This window comes from Streptomyces sp. NPDC100445 (genome assembly GCF_044759735.1).
Taxonomy (GTDB): domain Bacteria; phylum Actinomycetota; class Actinomycetes; order Streptomycetales; family Streptomycetaceae; genus Streptomyces.
In genome coordinates this window covers 110,370-124,652 of the sequence record NZ_JBIVZV010000017.1, presented here as the reverse complement: position 1 = coordinate 124,652, position 14,283 = coordinate 110,370, and the positions used below count along the sequence as shown (strand labels likewise).

Below are 14,283 nucleotides of genomic sequence, written 5' to 3'. Positions count from 1 at the left end.
GACGTTGACGTGACCGACATCGCCATGCTGCCCGAGTCCTGGCGCGGGGTTCTGGGCGACGAGCTGCACCAGCCCTACTTCAAGGAGCTGACCGAGTTCGTCGAGGAGGAGCGGGCGAGGGGTCCGGTGTATCCGCCGCGCGAGGAGGTCTTCGCCGCGCTGGAGGCGACGCCGTACGAGCGGGTCAAGGTCCTCGTCCTCGGCCAGGACCCGTACCACGGCGAGGGCCAGGGCCACGGCCTGTGCTTCTCGGTCCGCCCCGGCGTGCGGACCCCGCCGTCCCTGCGGAACATCTACAAGGAGATGCGCGACGAACTGGACCTGCCCGTCCCGGACAACGGCTACCTGATGCCGTGGGCCGAACAGGGCGTGCTGCTGCTCAACGCGGTCCTCACCGTCCGGGCCGGCGAGGCCAACTCGCACAAGGGCAAGGGATGGGAGAGGTTCACCGACGCCGTCATCCGCGCGGTCGCCTCCCGCCCCGACCCGGCGGTCTTCGTCCTGTGGGGGAACTACGCCCAGAAGAAGCTCCCGCTGATCGACGAGTCCCGGCACGCCGTGGTCAAGGGCGCGCACCCCTCGCCGCTGTCCGCGAAGAAGTTCTTCGGCTCCCGGCCGTTCACCCAGATCAACGAGGCGATCGCCCGCCAGGGCCACGAGCCGGTCGACTGGCGGATCCCGAACCTCGGCTGACCGCCCGCGCAGACCCGCACTTTGCCCCGGCTCCGGGAACACGTCCGCCTACGGCGGGTCGCACCGGGCCGGACTCGATCGGCGTCGTAGGACACTCGCGCCGCCGGCGGCGTCCGCTCCAAAGCCTCCCCGCTCCGCCGGCGGCCCGTTACCCGGCCGCGCGGGGCGGCCTGCCGGGGATTGCCGGCGGCGCCGGTTAGCGTCGGATCGGACGGCTGACCGGACGAACAGCCGACGACGGCCTGGAGGACGCGGTGGCGGAGCGACAGGAACAGGCGGCGCCCGACGCCGTGCTGACGCGGATCGGGCAGGTCGTGATGCTGCACCACGGCGGCGACCGCGAGGAGGCCCGCAGCCGCTTCCTTGACCTGTGGGCGGAGATCGGCGAGCACGGCGCCCCCCTGCACCGCTGCACCCTGGCCCACTACCTGGCGGACACCCAGGACGACCCGGCGGACGAACTCGCCTGGGACCTGCGCGCGTTGTCGGCGGCCGAGGAGCTGCCGGACGGCGTCCGGGGCTTCCTGCCCTCCCTGCACCTCAACCTGGCCGCCGACTACGCCAGGCTGGGCCGCACCGACGCGGCCCACAGCCACCTGCGCCGCGCCCGCACCGCCGCGAGCCGGCTGGCGGACGACGGCTACGGCGAGGGCGTGCGGTCCGCGATCGGCCGGCTCGAAGCGCGGCTGGGCCGGGACGGCACCCCGGGCGACGACAACTGGTCCCCACCCCGCCAACGCCCCAGCTAGCGGCCACCCACCCGGGCGCCGGGCCGCTGTCGCGGTGGGCGCGGCCATGTCGCGGGTCGGGGCGTGCGGCTCGGGCGGGATCGCCGGCCGGCGGTCCCCGTATCCTGCCGGGAACGCACATCGGCGAGTGGCAGGGGAGAGCACGTGAAGGTCGGCTGCATCGGACTCGGGGACATCGCGCAGAAGGCGTACCTGCCGGTGCTGGGCTCGCAGCCGGGGATCGAGCTGCACGTACAGACCCGTACGCCCGCCACCCTCCACCGGGTCGCCGACACCCTGCGCCTGCCGGCGGAGCAGCGGCACACCACGCTGGACGCGCTGATCGACGCCGGCCTCGACGCCGCCTTCGTGCACGCCCCCACCGCCGCGCACCCCGAGATCGTCACGCGGCTGCTGGAGGCGGGAGTGCCCACCTACGTGGACAAGCCGCTCGCCTACCGGTTCGCAGACTCCGAGCGGCTGGTCGACCTCGCCGACCGGCGCGGTGTCACGCTCGCCGTCGGCTTCAACCGCCGCTACGCCCCCGGGTACACGCAGTGCCTGGACCACCCGCGCGAGCTGATCCTCATGCAGAAGAACCGTATCGGGCTGCCCGAGGAACCACGCTCGATGATCCTGGACGACTTCATCCACGTCCTGGACACCCTGCGCTTCCTGGCGCCCGGCCCGGTCGACGACGTGACCGTCCGGGCCCGCGTCCGGGAGGGGCTGCTCCACCACGTCGTGGTCCAGCTCGGCGGTGACGGCTTCACCGCGCTAGGCGTGATGAACCGGCTCAGCGGCTCCGCCGAGGAGATCCTGGAGGTCTCCGGCCAGGACAGCAAGCGCCAGGTGCTCAACCTCTCCGAGGTGATCGACCACAAGGGCCAGCCGACCGTGCGCCGGCGCGGCGACTGGGTGCCGGTGGCCCGCCAGCGCGGCATCGAGCAGGCGGTCCTCGCCTTCCTCGACGCCGTCCGGGCCGGACAGGTGCTCAGCGCCCGGGACGCGCTGGCGACTCACGAACTGTGCGAACGGGTGGTACGAGCGGTGCGGGACCACTGCGGCGCAGCCTGAGCGCCCGCGTCCACTCGGCGGCGCACAGCACGGCCAGCACCAGCAGCGCCACGGGCACCGGCCAGTCCCCGTAGCGGACGTACGGCGTGACACCGTGCGCGAGCGGCACGTCGTACACGCGGGAGGTGTCCGCGCCGGTGCCGAGCCACGGCCCGAGAAGCTGCCCCTCCGGGCCGTACACCGCCGACACGCCCGTGAGGGTGGCGTGCACCATCGGGCGGCCGGTCTCCGCGGCGCGCAGCGCGGCCAGCGACGCGTGCTGCTCCGGCGCCCAGCTGTGCTGGAAGGAGGAGGTCGACGACTGGCCGAGCAGGAGGTCGGCGCCGTCCTCGGCGAGGTGTCGGCTCATGTCCGGGAACGCGGTCTCGAAGCACACCAGCGGGCCGATCCGCAACCCGTGCCCCACCTTCATCACCGTCTGTCCGCTGCCGCGTCGCCGGTCCTCGCCGGCCGCCCGCCCCACCGACGTGACCCAGCCGAGCAGCGAACGGGCCGGTATGTACTCGCCGAACGGGACCAGCCGCATCTTGTCGTACCGGTCGCCGGTCAGCCCGTGCGGGCCGACCAGGATCGAGCTCTTGTAGATGCCGGGCCGGTCGGAGCGGCGCGCGTCCACGTTGACCAGCACGTCGGCGCCGGTGCGGCGGGCGAGGGCCGTGATCCGGCGGGCCAGGTCAGGCCGGTCGTCCAGGTCGAAACCGACGCTCGACTCGCCCCACACGATCAGGTCGACGTCCTGCCCGGCGAGCCGCCGGGTCAGCCGCTCCTCCCGGTCGAACCGCTTCTCGCCGCTGTCCCGGCCGGTCACGATCCCCGGCTGGACGACGGCGACCCGCACCCGGCCGTCGACCTCCGGGCGCGGCGCCCACGCCCAGGCTGCCGACGCCGCGGCGGCCGTCGCGACCAGCGAGGCCACGGCCGGCACCCGGGCGGCGCGGACGGAGATCAGCACGGTCACCGCCACGTTGACGGTCACCACCAGGAAGCTGAGCAGCCACACCCCGCCGACCGAGGCCAGCCGCAGCGCCGGGCCGACCTGCCACTGACTGGCGCCCAGCATGCCCCACGGCCCGCCCAGGCCCTGCCAGGACCGGACCAGTTCCACCGCGAGCCAGGCCGACGGCAGCACCAGCAGCGCGGCGGCGCCCCGGCCCGGCGACGGCGTCCCGCCGAGGAGCCGGCGCGCCAGCCACCCCCAGGGCGCCCAGAGCACGCCGAGCAGGGCGGCTATCAGGAAGATGAACACGTGCAGGCTCGGCAGCAGCCAGTGGTGCACGGCCACCAGGAAGCCGAAACCGCCGCACCAGCCGTCGTACGCCGCCCGCCGCCCGGTCGGCGCCGAGCGGGCCAGCAGCAGCCAGGGCACCAGGGCGACGTACGCGAACCACCACAGTGACGGCGCCGGGAACGCGAGCACGGGCAGGGCACCCGCGAGGACCGCGGCGCCGGAGCGCGGCCAGGGGGAGGTCAGGCAGCGGTCGATCATCCTCATAAGGACCCTCCCTACCCAGGGAATGCCTCAGTGTGCGTCTTCGGCCGGCGGCCGGCGCCACTTCTCGAGCACGACGGCCTCGCGCAGCCGCCAACCCTCCGATGTGCGCAGCAGATCGAAGTCGTAGCGGCCCGCGGACACCGGGTCCGGCGCGGCCGGGGTGCCGGTGTCGGTCCACCGCCCCGGGGTGAGGTAGTCGGCCCGTACCCGGGCGGTGTCCCCGGTGTCGTGGTCCAGGAGGCCGAACCGCACCCGGCGGTTGACGATCAGGTGCTGGCGGACGGCGAGCAGCGCCGTGTTCGCGGCGAGCCAGCCGGCGACCTGCCCCGCGCCGCCCTCGATACCGCCGGCCGCACGGTAGTCGGCCCGCCCGTCCGCCGTGAACAGCCCCTCGTACGCCGTCCAGTCACCGTCACCCACCGCCACGGCGTACTCGGTGACCAGGTCGTCCACGGCCAGTCGGTCCATCACGATCGCGAGTTCAGCACGCTGCGTCATCGGCTCAGTGTTGGGCACGGGGGACGCGGCGCCAAGGGGGCGCCCGATATTCGGTGGTGCGCGGCGGGGCCGGCGACGGAACCTTGTCCCCGTGAACGAACAATCTTCCGAAACCGAGCCGAAGTTCCGTGTCCGGGCCCGGCACACGGGGTCCACGGTCGTCGTCTACCAGGCCTACCGCCCGGAGATCGGCCGCCCGGCCGCCCGCACCGGGCGCTTCCCCTCCGCCTGGAAGCGTGACCGCATGACCTGGATCAAGCCGTCCTTCCTGTGGATGATGTACCGCTGCGGCTGGGGGACCAAGGAGGGCCAGGAGACGGTCCTCGCCGTCGAAGTGCGCCGCGAGGGCTTCGAGTGGGCCCTGCGGCACGCCTGCCTGTCCCACTACGCCCCCGAGCTCCACCCCGACCAGGCGGCCTGGAAACGGGAGCTGGCCCGCTGTCCCGCCCGCGTCCAGTGGGACCCGGAGCGCGACCTGCACCACAACCCGCTGCCGTACCGGTCGTTGCAGCTGGGGCTGGGCGGGGAGGCCGCCGTCCGGTACGCCGACGAGTGGATCGTCGGCATCGAGGACGTGACCCCGCTGGCCGCGGAGATCCGGGGGCTGGTGCGGGCCGGCGAGGAGGAGCGGGCGAGCGGGCTGCTGCCCGAGGAGCGGCCGTACCCGCTGGCCGACGAGGTGCTGGCGCGGTTGCGGGCGTGACCGGCGGCTCAGGCCGCCTCGACGACCCGGCAGCGGACCGCCGCCGCCCACTCGACGACCAGCAGCTCGTACTCCGCGCGCTCCTGGGCCGACAGGGTGCCGCCCGCGCGCAGCCACAGCGCCCGGATCTTGTCGTTGACCTCGGCGGCGGACCGCACGGAACCAGGGGACGGGGAATCGGGGGACATGCGGACCAGCCTAGGGGCAGAAGCTGACCCTGCGCCACCGAATGGCTACGGAGCAGCTATGGGCTCGGTCACCGCCGCGCCGCGCGCCACCGGGCGTACCGGGCGTCCGCCCAGCCCAGAGGGCATATGCCGGTGCGGGTCGCCGGACACCGGCGGTAGGGGAGATGTCCGAAACGACAACGGGGCGGACAACGGCGAGCGGGCCGGGCGTCGGGCACGGGAAGTGCGCTGCGCTCTGGGCGCCGGCCGCGGGGACGGTCTGCCTGCGCGGGCCCGGGGTCGCTGCTCCCCGGGCCACGGCCCGGAGTACTGCCCCCCGAGATACTGCACCGGACCCGCGAGGCGATCGAGGCGCTCCGCACCCGCCGGACCTCACCGACCTGCTCCCCGTCGTAGACGCGGATCGTCTCGTGGCCGCGGCCGCGTGACCCGACTGATCCCGCCCATTTCGTACCCAAACGGGTGATACGTGAGACCGTGTCGCCCATCAGGCGCCTTGCGCAGGCGCGATGACCACCCCCAGGTCGCGCGGCCGCCCTGGTCCTGCCGGTCAGCTCGCGGACTCGGCCGCGTGTGGGCTGAGGACTCCCGCCGAGACGAGGGCGATGATGACGATGCCGAGGGCGACGCGGTACCAGACGAACGGCATGAAGCTCTTGTGGGAGATCCACTTCATGAACCACGCGATCACCGCGTAGCCCGACGCGAACGCGATCACCGTGGCGAACAGGGTCGGCCCCCACGACACGTCACCCGCGCCGAGCGAGTCCTTGACCTCGAACGCGCCGGAGGCGAGGACGGCCGGGACGGCGAGCAGGAAGGAGTAGCGGGCCGCGGCCTCGCGCCGGTACCCCATGAACAGGCCGCCGCTGATGGTCGCGCCGGAGCGGGACACGCCGGGGATCAGGGCGCAGGCCTGGCAGAGGCCGAAGACGAGGCCGTCCTTGACGCCCAGGTCCTCCAGGGTCTTGCGCTGCTTGGGCGCCCGGTGCCGGCCGCCGGTCTCGTCGCGGGCGGCCAGCCGGTCGGCGACGCCGATGACCACGCCGATGACGACGAGCATGGCCGCGGTGATCCGCAGATCGCGGAACGGTCCCTCGATCTGGTCCTTCAGGGTGACGCCCAGCACGCCGATGGGTATGGAGCCCACGATCACGAGCCAGCCCATCTGCGCGTCGTGGTCGCGGCGCGCGGCCTTGTCGGCCAGCGACCGGAACCAGGCCGCGACGATCCGGCCGATGTCCTTGCGGAAGTAGATCAGCACCGCCGCCTCCGTGCCGATCTGCGTGATCGCGGTGAAGGCTGCCCCGGGATCCTCCCAGCCCGAGAACGCCGCGGTCAGCCGCAGGTGCGCGCTGGAGGAGACGGGCAGGAACTCGGTCAGTCCCTGGACGAGTCCGAGGACGAGGGATTCAAACCAAGACATGGAGGTACGGCGTCCAAGCGCTGGGGAGAAAAGGTGATCATGTGACGAGCGAAGCGTAGCGGGCCCGGGTGACACCGCGAAAACAGGGCCCGGACACCGCTCCCGGCCGACCGCGAACCCGGCCACGGTCCAACCGGCCTCACCCCGGGCCGGGTTGCGCACTTCGTACGCCTCACAGCGCGTGATCCCACGCCCCGACGGGGGCGTCCCGCCCGCCACGTGCGAACTCCCCCCGCGATGAGCCCTGTTGAACACCGATCGGGCAGCACGTCCTCCCGGTGTACTGCCCACGTCGGCCGAGCACTGTGTCCGCCCGTGGCCGGGCACCGGCCGGACGGCGTCCCCGGGCGCGCGGCCGGTGACGTGTACGCCGGCCGCTGCCGGTCCTTCACCCCCCGGATGACGTGAGTCCAGCAGTACGACCGGGGCTGGTGGGTCAACGGCGGGACGGGAGGCTGCCGCGACACCGGCGTCCCCGATGAGCAGTGGGTCGGCCGGTGACGTCGGGCGGCGCCGCCCGACGGGGACGGGGAGGCTCAGCGCCCGAGGCCGGTCACGGTCCCGGAGCCGGCCGCGCGGCCGTGGTGACGGAAGGCGAAGGACTGGCCCACCTCCAGCGCGACGGCCTCCTCGAGCGCCGGCGTCACCGCGGCTGCGTGCACCGGCCGGACCACATCGGTGCCCTCGGGCAGGGTGACGGTGCCCTGTACGGCGGCGGCGCGGACGTGGACACGGAGGCGGTCGCCGGAGAACACGTCCGCGCCTCCCTGTTCCGCGGACAGCACGGCGATGTCCGCCGTGAAGTGGCGGTGGGCGGCGATCGAGCCAGGTGCCGCGAGAACCTGCCCCCGTGCCACGTCCGCCGCGGCGACGCCGTCCAGCGCCACGCCCACGTTCAGTTCCGCACCGGCCTCCGCGATCCACACCCCGTTCCCCTCGATGCCCGCGACGACGGCGGCGGCGGTCGGCCGGCCGGCCGGGCCGACGATCTCCACCGGTTCGCGCTCGCGCACCCGGCCGCGTTCGACACGGCCCGTCACCATGACCGCGCCCCGCCGCGCGGGGAAGACGTCCTCGACGACCATCAGGAACGGCCGCTCCACCGCGTCCGGCCCCGAGCCGTCGACGCGTCCACCCATGTCCTCTCCTTCGTCCGTGCGGGAGGACCGCGCCGGTTGTCCGCCCGCCGGCCCGTCAGGCCAGGGCGCGTCCCGCGGCGGCGACCAGGGCGTCGGTGGCGGCGATGGCGGCCTCGCGGTGGGCGGCCAGCGCGGTGTGGTCGGTGGCGTCACGGATGCCGAACGCGGCCAGCGCGGCCCTGCGGGCCGGTTCGGCCAGGGACGGTTCCAGCACGGAGACCGCGACCAGGGGAGCGGTGACGGCGGATCGGGTGGCGTGCGACGCCGCCCGGGCCGCCGCGGCCGCCTCCGGGCTCGCGCCGGTCAGCCGCAGGTCCTCGCGGTGCCACATGGCCCGCCGGTGGTCGCCCAGCGCGGCCACCAGCTCGCCCAGCGCCGACCGCAGCGCGTCCGCCCTGCGGTCGGCGCGGGCGGCCCGCTCGTGCCGGAACTGGATCAGGCCGGTGAGCGCGCCGCCGAGCAGCGTGCCGGCCACGGCGATGACGCTGGCCCACATCGAGGGGTCCTCCGCACTGCGAGCCGTCCTGCGCCGCGGTGACGGCTCACCGGCCGCGCAGCTGGTGGCGTTTGCGCCAGGCCACCACCGAGCCGGCCAGCGCCGGCAGGGCGATGCAGCCCATGGCGATCAGGAAGGCGGGGGAGGTCGGCGAGGAGGCGCGGGCGCCGGCGACCGCGTAGGCGGCCGTGTTCGGGACCGAGCCCAGGGCCGTCGCCAGCAGGAACGGCAGCCAGCGCATGCGGGAGACGGCCGCGCAGTAGTTCGCGGCCCAGAACGGCACCCCGGGGAACAGCCGGGCGACCAGCATCGACCGGAACCCGTGCCGGCTGAGCTGCCCGTCGGCCGCCTTCAGCCAGCGGCCACGCAGCAGCGGGCGCAGCGCGTCCTGACCGAGCACCCGGCCGAGCCCGAACGCCACCCCGGCGCCGAACACGGTGCCCGCGAGCGCCGTCGCCAGCCCGAGCTGCGAGCCGAACAGCGCGCCCGCGGCCAGGTTGAGCAGGGGACGCGGGACGAACGCCACGGTGCACAGCCCGTACGCGGCCGAGAAGACGAGGGCCGCGGCGACCCCGCCGAGCTGTGGCGGCCAGCCGTGCGTCAACAGCCGCTGCGGCTCGAACAGGAGCACGGTCGCCACACCGCCCGCGAGCAGGGCGAACAGCAACGAGAGCCGGGCGTGCGGGGACCGCAGCACCCGGGCGCAGCGGGCGGTGAGTCTCGAACCCGGCAGCACGGGGCCGGACGCGGCCACGGGGACGCCCGCGGCGGTGGAGGTGGTCAGGGGGACGGCGAGCTCCGTGCCGGCGGCCCGGGGAGAGGCCGCGGCGGTGCCAGAGCGGTTGGCGTCGAGCATCTGGAGACACTAACCGACACCCGTGTGTGAGCGCCGTATGGTCGGAAATCGCCCACCGTGCAAAAGGGTTCGTCACCGGACAAACCGCGTGGCGCCCCCGGACAGGTCACAATGGACGGGTGACCGACCAGATACCCGTGTCCCGCACCACCGATCACGGCACCGCCAAGCTGATGCCCGACGTCGACCGGGAACGGGCCTGGCTTCTCACGGTCGACGGCGCGCCGCAGTCGTACGTCGACCTGGACGACCCGGCGTACCTGGAGTTCGAGTACGCGCGCCGGCTGGGGTTCGCGCTGGACGCCGCCGCCGACGAGGGGGCGCCGCTGGACGTGGTGCACCTCGGCGGCGGCGCCCTCACCCTGCCCCGGTACGTGGCGGCGACCCGGCCCGGCTCGCGGCAGGACGTCGTCGAGGCGGACCGGGGCCTGCTGGAGCTGGTCGCCGAACACCTGCCGCTGCCGCCGAGCGCCGGTGTCGTGCTGCACGCCGACGACGCCCGGGCCTGGCTGGAGGGCGCGCCGGACGACCACGCCGACGTACTGGTCGCCGACGTGTTCGGCGGCTCCCGGGTACCCGCCCACCTGTCCACGCTCGGCTACGTCCGCGCGGCCGAGCGGGTGCTGCGTCCCGGCGGGGTCTACCTGGCCAACCTCGCCGACGCGGCGCCATTCGGCTTCCTGCGGGCCCAACTCGCCAACCTGGCAGCCGTGTTCGAGGAGCTCGCGCTGATCGCCGAGCCGGCGGTGCTGCGCGGCCGGCGGTTCGGCAACGCGGTGGTCGTGGCCTCGCACCGGCCGCTGGACATCGCCGCGATGGCCCGGCGCAGCGCGGCGGACGCCTTCCCGGCGCGGGTCGAACACGGGCTCGCGGTGCGGGAGTTCATCGGCGCGGCCGGGCCGGTCGAGGAGGCCGACGCCGTACCGTCGCCCGAACCCCCCGCCGGCGCCTTCGGCATCGGCTGAAGCCGCGGCCGGCGGCGGGCGGGGGCACCGGGACGGGATACGCCGCCGGTCAGGCGTCCCCGGTCACTCCACGATCGGGTCGCCGTGCAGCCGTACCGTGGACAGGATCTTGCGGATGGTGGCGTCGGGGATCTCGTCCGCGACCCCCTTCGCGCCGTAGAGCGTCCACCCCACGAAGCTGTCCTTGGAGTTCTTGAAGGCGAACGTCGTGGCCTTGCCGTCGGTGCTGCACTTGTTCTTCTTCGGCGCGCCGACGACGTACGACGTCGCCACGCTGCCCTTGAGTCCGGACGCCGTCGTGAACGGTTCGGCCTTGCCTATCCGCAGGTACTTCTTGGCCGCGTTCGACTGGTCGGTGTAGCCGCCGAACGCGAACGTGGCCGAGTCCGCGCGGGCGATCCCGGCGGTGCTCTTCCCACCGTTCTCGCCCTTCGTGCCGCTGGCCACGAGTGCGTACGACTCCTTGCTGCCGCCCTTCTCGGTGGTGCAGTAGTCGGGCTTCAGGAACGCGGGGCTGGAGAAGCCGATGTACGGGGAGCCGTCGCCCTTCTGCTCGTCCTCGAAGAAGGAGAAGATCCCGGGCCGCTCCACCTCCCAGTCGCCGGGCACGTCGAAGGCGGCGCCGTACTTGGGGTTCACCACGAGTTTCCAGCCGGCGACGGTCGGCTTCTCGGTGCCGCTCGCCCGCGGGTTGTCGGTCGTGGACGAGGCCGGAGAGGCCGCCGGATCGGCCGGCGCGGACGGGGTGGCGCCGTGTCCGCCCTTGCCGTTGTCCGCCTCGTCGTCCTTCGAGCCGCCGCCGCCCAGCACCAGGTAGCCGGTCACGGCGGCGGTGACCACCACGGCCGAGGCGGCGATGATCGCGACGAGCTTGGTGCGGCCGCCACCGCCCTGCGGCGGCAGCGGCGTGGGCACGGTGGGCGGCTGCCCCCACTGCGGTTGCTGCTGGTACGGGCCGCCCTGCGGGTACTGCTGGTACCCGGGCTGCTGGTACGGGTTCTGCTGCTGGTGCCCCGGCTGCTGGTACGGGTCCTGCCGCGGGTTCTGCGCGCCCCCTGGCGGCTGCTGATCTGGCCACATGGCCAGTAACCCTAGTGCGGTGCCGGACACGGTCCGGTCACCGGTGTTCGTCAGGTTCGCCGCGAAACCGTGGTGACGACGGCACCGGCTCTGGTCAGCGCCTGCTACTCGTGAGTAACATGACGGTCATGAGCGCAGACCAGATGTCGATCGGCGAGATGCTCGCCGCCACCGTGCCCATGGCCCGGACGCTGAACCTGGAGTTCCAGGAGACCACCGCCGACCGGGCCGTGGTGTCCCTGCCGGACCAGGGGGAGTACCACAACCACGTGGGCGGCCCGCACGCCGGCGCGATGTTCACCCTCGGGGAGTCCGCCAGCGGCGCCATCGTCCTGGCCGCCTTCGGGGAGCAGCTCTCGCGCGCCGTGCCGCTCGCCGTACGCGCCGAGATCGCCTACCGGAAGCTGGCGATGGGCGCCGTCACCGCCACCGCGACGCTGGGCCGCCCGGCCGCCGACGTCGTCGCCGAACTGGACGCCGGCCAGCGCCCCGAGTTCCCGGTGGCCGTCGAGATCCGGCGCGCGGACGGCGCGGTGACGGGCGAGATGACGGTCGTCTGGACACTGCGGCCCAACGGCTGACGCGACGGGCGCGGTCCCTCCCCCCGGCCTGCCGGTGGCGGCGCCGGGGGAGTCGGACCCGGCGCGCGTCCGGCAGGGGTTCGGCCGCCGACTGTCGTGCGAGGGCCGTAAGTTGGAAATTTCGTGCGCCATACGGGCTTTTACGGCGGGCGAGTTGGCTATTGCCACGAGAACCGGTTCGGGGATACCGGTGGTAACCATTGTGCGAAATGCCGACGTCGGTGTCGGGACCATTCGCAGTTCTTGTTTCCTGCGCGCCGCGTGTGCGAGGGTGAGCCACCCCGCGGGAGGGCTTCGGCGGACGCCGATGTCAGGGCCGGCTCTCAGATGTGTACCGAGCAGGCAGGTACATACCTATCAGGTACTGCTTTCCGACAGGACTCGCGCGCGCCCGCGTTCCTGCGGCTGGAAAGGAAATGGTCCCGTGCCGCCCCCTCGCCCCCCACGCCCGCCCTTCCCGCCCCCGTCCGCTCCGGCCGGCGAGTCCGACCGTGCCCTCGTCGCCCGGCTGACCGCACCCGGCGACGCCCGGCACCACGCCGTCGCCCTGCTCCTCGCCCGGCACTGGCGCCCCACCCGCGACTACGCCGTGCTCTGCCTGGCCTCGGCCGGATCCGGTGCCCAGCTCGTGGCCACCGCGGCCTTCCACCACGTGCTCGGCAGAATGGCCGGGGGCGTGCTCGGCGGCGCCCTGCGCCCCCAACTCCTCGCCGCCGTCCGGGACACCGTCCGCTCCTGGGCCGCGGACGAGGCCGCCCGCATCGCCCTGCCGGAACTGCGCAAACCCACCGGCGGCCGCGGCCTTCGCGCGACGAATCCCGAGACACCGGAGAACAGGCGGCTCGCCGCACGCGCATTCCAGGCCCTTCCCGGCGCCTCCCAATGCCTGCTCTGGCACACCGAGGTCGAAGCCGAACCCATAAACATACCGGCCGGTCTGCTGGGGGTCGACCCGACCACCGCGATCACCGCCCTGGAACTGGCGCGCGAGCAATTCCGCGCCGGCTGCGTACGCGCCCACCGGGAACTCGCGCCCTCCGGCGAATGCCGTTTCCACACCCGCCTCCTCGACATCCCGATCCGCCGCGGCGGCGTCCTGCTGCCCGACGTCCGACGGCATCTGACGGTCTGCCGCCACTGCCGCCACACCGCCGAGCAACTCGCCCACTTCGACGGCGGTCTGCACCTCCTGCTCGCCGAGACCGTGCTCGGCTGGGGCGCCCGCCGCTACCTCGACTCCCGCCCGGGCCGCGGCGCCCCCGCGGAACCGCCGCCCCCGCCGGTCGAGCCGCCCGCTTCCCCGGAGACCGGCGGCCGGCACAGCGCCGGGCCGGGGAACCGTCGTCGCGCGGTCGTGGCCGTCGGGGTCGGCCTGACCACCCTGGCGTTGCTCACCACCGTGCTCGCGGTCCGGAGCTGGTCCGATGACAACGGTGTCCACGCGCCCGCCACCACGTGGGGCGCCACCGGCACCCGCTCCACCGTCCCACCCTCGGCCGCCTCGACCGCCTCCTCCGGGGCGGCGGAGATCGCTCACGGTGCCCTGCGCCGCCTCGGCTCCGGGCTCTGCCTGGACGCGGGCGGCGACCGGGTCGCCCCGGGCGCGGCCGTCCGGCTCGCACCCTGCTCCCCGGCCGCCGGGCAGCAGTGGTCGTACCGGGCCGACGGACTGCTGCGCAGCGCCGCGCGGCCGTCGCTGTGCCTGACCGCCGACCCCCGCACCCGGCACGTCCGGGTGACCGGCTGCCGCGCCGGCACCGGCGGGATGTCGTACGACGTCACGGTCCGCGGCGAGATCCTGCTCCGCCGGCCGAGGGGCCTGCTGCTCACCCCGGGGTCCGGCCGTATCGCCGCCCGGGTCGGCGTGGCGGAACGCGACGGCTCACCGGAGCAGCGGTGGGTGCTGGAACCCGTCGCCGCGAAGGCACCGCGGTCCTCGGGCGCGGGGCCGTTCGTGACGCGGGGGGCGGGGGACGGCCCGGGTCCGGCGCGGGGGACCGGGACGGCGGAGCGGGACGGTGCCGGGCCGGGCGCGGGGCGGGGGCACGGTGACGTCCCGCGCGGGGGGCCGGAGGACGACGCGACGGCAGCCGGCCGGGTGGCCGGGCCGGGAACCGCCGAGGTGCGCGCCGGGGGAGACCGGCACCGGGCGGCGGACGGCGGCCCGGACAGCGCCGGTGGTACGACGGATGCCGCGATGGCGCGCGTGGCGGTGACGCCGGGGCACGTCGTCGGTCCGGTGGGGGACGGCCCGGTGGGTGTGCGGGCGGGTTCGCCGGTGGGAAGCGCGGTCCGGGCCGTAGCGGTGTCGGCCGGGTGAGGTGCGGACCGCGTCCGCCGGTTCGGAGGTGCCGCCCGAGG

Annotated in this window: 15 protein-coding genes; 7 read left to right on the top strand and 8 right to left on the bottom strand. The window is 74.4% G+C overall.

The annotated features are described in order from the left end of the window. The first annotated feature begins 9 nt into the window (after positions 1-9). The 3 genes from ACIQVT_RS32665 (at position 10) to ACIQVT_RS32655 (ending at position 2,498) form a co-directional block, all read left to right on the top strand. Entirely contained in the window at positions 10-693 is a 684-nt protein-coding gene (locus ACIQVT_RS32665; protein WP_403762573.1) for a uracil-DNA glycosylase, read from the top strand. Positions 694-947: 254 nt separating this feature from the next. Next, a complete protein-coding gene (locus ACIQVT_RS32660; protein ID WP_403762570.1) occupies positions 948-1,442 on the top strand; it encodes a tetratricopeptide repeat protein in 495 nt (164 codons plus the stop codon). Positions 1,443-1,586: 144 nt separating this feature from the next. After that, complete coding sequence (locus tag ACIQVT_RS32655) at positions 1,587-2,498, top strand: Gfo/Idh/MocA family protein (protein ID WP_403762567.1); 912 nt, start codon at positions 1,587-1,589, stop codon at positions 2,496-2,498. Here the strand turns inward: ACIQVT_RS32655 and lnt are convergent. Beyond that, positions 2,416-3,990 (bottom strand): apolipoprotein N-acyltransferase, encoded by a 1,575-nt coding sequence (lnt, locus tag ACIQVT_RS32650; RefSeq protein WP_403762565.1) that lies wholly within the window; start codon positions 3,988-3,990, stop codon positions 2,416-2,418. The two genes, ACIQVT_RS32655 and lnt, sit on opposite strands and share 83 nt — an antisense overlap. A gap of 27 nt (positions 3,991-4,017) precedes the next feature. After that, complete coding sequence (locus ACIQVT_RS32645; RefSeq protein ID WP_403762562.1) at positions 4,018-4,488, bottom strand: nuclear transport factor 2 family protein; 471 nt, start codon at positions 4,486-4,488, stop codon at positions 4,018-4,020. A 91-nt stretch (positions 4,489-4,579) separates the two neighbouring features. On the opposite strand from ACIQVT_RS32645, the gene ACIQVT_RS32640 reads away from it, so the two are divergent. Continuing rightward, positions 4,580-5,191, top strand: a complete 612-nt coding sequence (locus tag ACIQVT_RS32640; RefSeq protein ID WP_403762559.1) for a DUF4291 domain-containing protein — start codon at positions 4,580-4,582, stop codon at positions 5,189-5,191. An 8-nt stretch (positions 5,192-5,199) separates the two neighbouring features. Here the strand turns inward: ACIQVT_RS32640 and ACIQVT_RS32635 are convergent, their stop codons facing one another. The 5 genes from ACIQVT_RS32635 to ACIQVT_RS32615 all read right to left on the bottom strand — a co-directional run bounded on the left by ACIQVT_RS32635 (position 5,200) and on the right by ACIQVT_RS32615 (position 9,296). Further along, complete coding sequence (locus ACIQVT_RS32635) at positions 5,200-5,379, bottom strand: hypothetical protein (RefSeq protein WP_403762557.1); 180 nt, start codon at positions 5,377-5,379, stop codon at positions 5,200-5,202. A 550-nt stretch (positions 5,380-5,929) separates the two neighbouring features. After that, positions 5,930-6,805, bottom strand: coding sequence for an undecaprenyl-diphosphate phosphatase (locus ACIQVT_RS32630; protein ID WP_403762554.1), 876 nt, complete (start codon positions 6,803-6,805; stop codon positions 5,930-5,932). Positions 6,806-7,341: 536 nt separating this feature from the next. Continuing rightward, a complete protein-coding gene (locus ACIQVT_RS32625) occupies positions 7,342-7,944 on the bottom strand; it encodes a hypothetical protein (protein ID WP_403762551.1) in 603 nt (200 codons plus the stop codon). Between the two features lie 55 nt (positions 7,945-7,999). Beyond that, the gene (locus tag ACIQVT_RS32620) at positions 8,000-8,440 is read right to left on the bottom strand and encodes a protein kilB (RefSeq protein ID WP_403762549.1); all 441 of its coding nucleotides are present in this window, start codon (positions 8,438-8,440) and stop codon (positions 8,000-8,002) included. Between the two features lie 46 nt (positions 8,441-8,486). Next, a complete protein-coding gene (locus tag ACIQVT_RS32615; RefSeq protein ID WP_403762546.1) occupies positions 8,487-9,296 on the bottom strand; it encodes a TVP38/TMEM64 family protein in 810 nt (269 codons plus the stop codon). Positions 9,297-9,415: 119 nt separating this feature from the next. On the opposite strand from ACIQVT_RS32615, the gene ACIQVT_RS32610 reads away from it, so the two are divergent. After that, positions 9,416-10,261, top strand: coding sequence for a spermidine synthase (locus ACIQVT_RS32610; RefSeq protein ID WP_403762542.1), 846 nt, complete (start codon positions 9,416-9,418; stop codon positions 10,259-10,261). 63 nt (positions 10,262-10,324) lie between these two features. Here the strand turns inward: ACIQVT_RS32610 and ACIQVT_RS32605 are convergent, their stop codons facing one another. Further along, a complete protein-coding gene (locus tag ACIQVT_RS32605) occupies positions 10,325-11,341 on the bottom strand; it encodes a hypothetical protein (protein WP_403762539.1) in 1,017 nt (338 codons plus the stop codon). 128 nt (positions 11,342-11,469) lie between these two features. Here ACIQVT_RS32605 and ACIQVT_RS32600 point away from each other — a divergent pair, with 128 nt between their 5' ends. After that, positions 11,470-11,922 carry a DUF4442 domain-containing protein gene (locus ACIQVT_RS32600; protein WP_403762536.1) on the top strand — a complete coding sequence of 151 codons (453 nt, stop codon included), beginning with the start codon at positions 11,470-11,472 and terminating at the stop codon, positions 11,920-11,922. Between the two features lie 424 nt (positions 11,923-12,346). After that, complete coding sequence (locus ACIQVT_RS32595) at positions 12,347-14,242, top strand: RICIN domain-containing protein (protein ID WP_403762533.1); 1,896 nt, start codon at positions 12,347-12,349, stop codon at positions 14,240-14,242. Positions 14,243-14,283 lie beyond the last annotated feature (41 nt).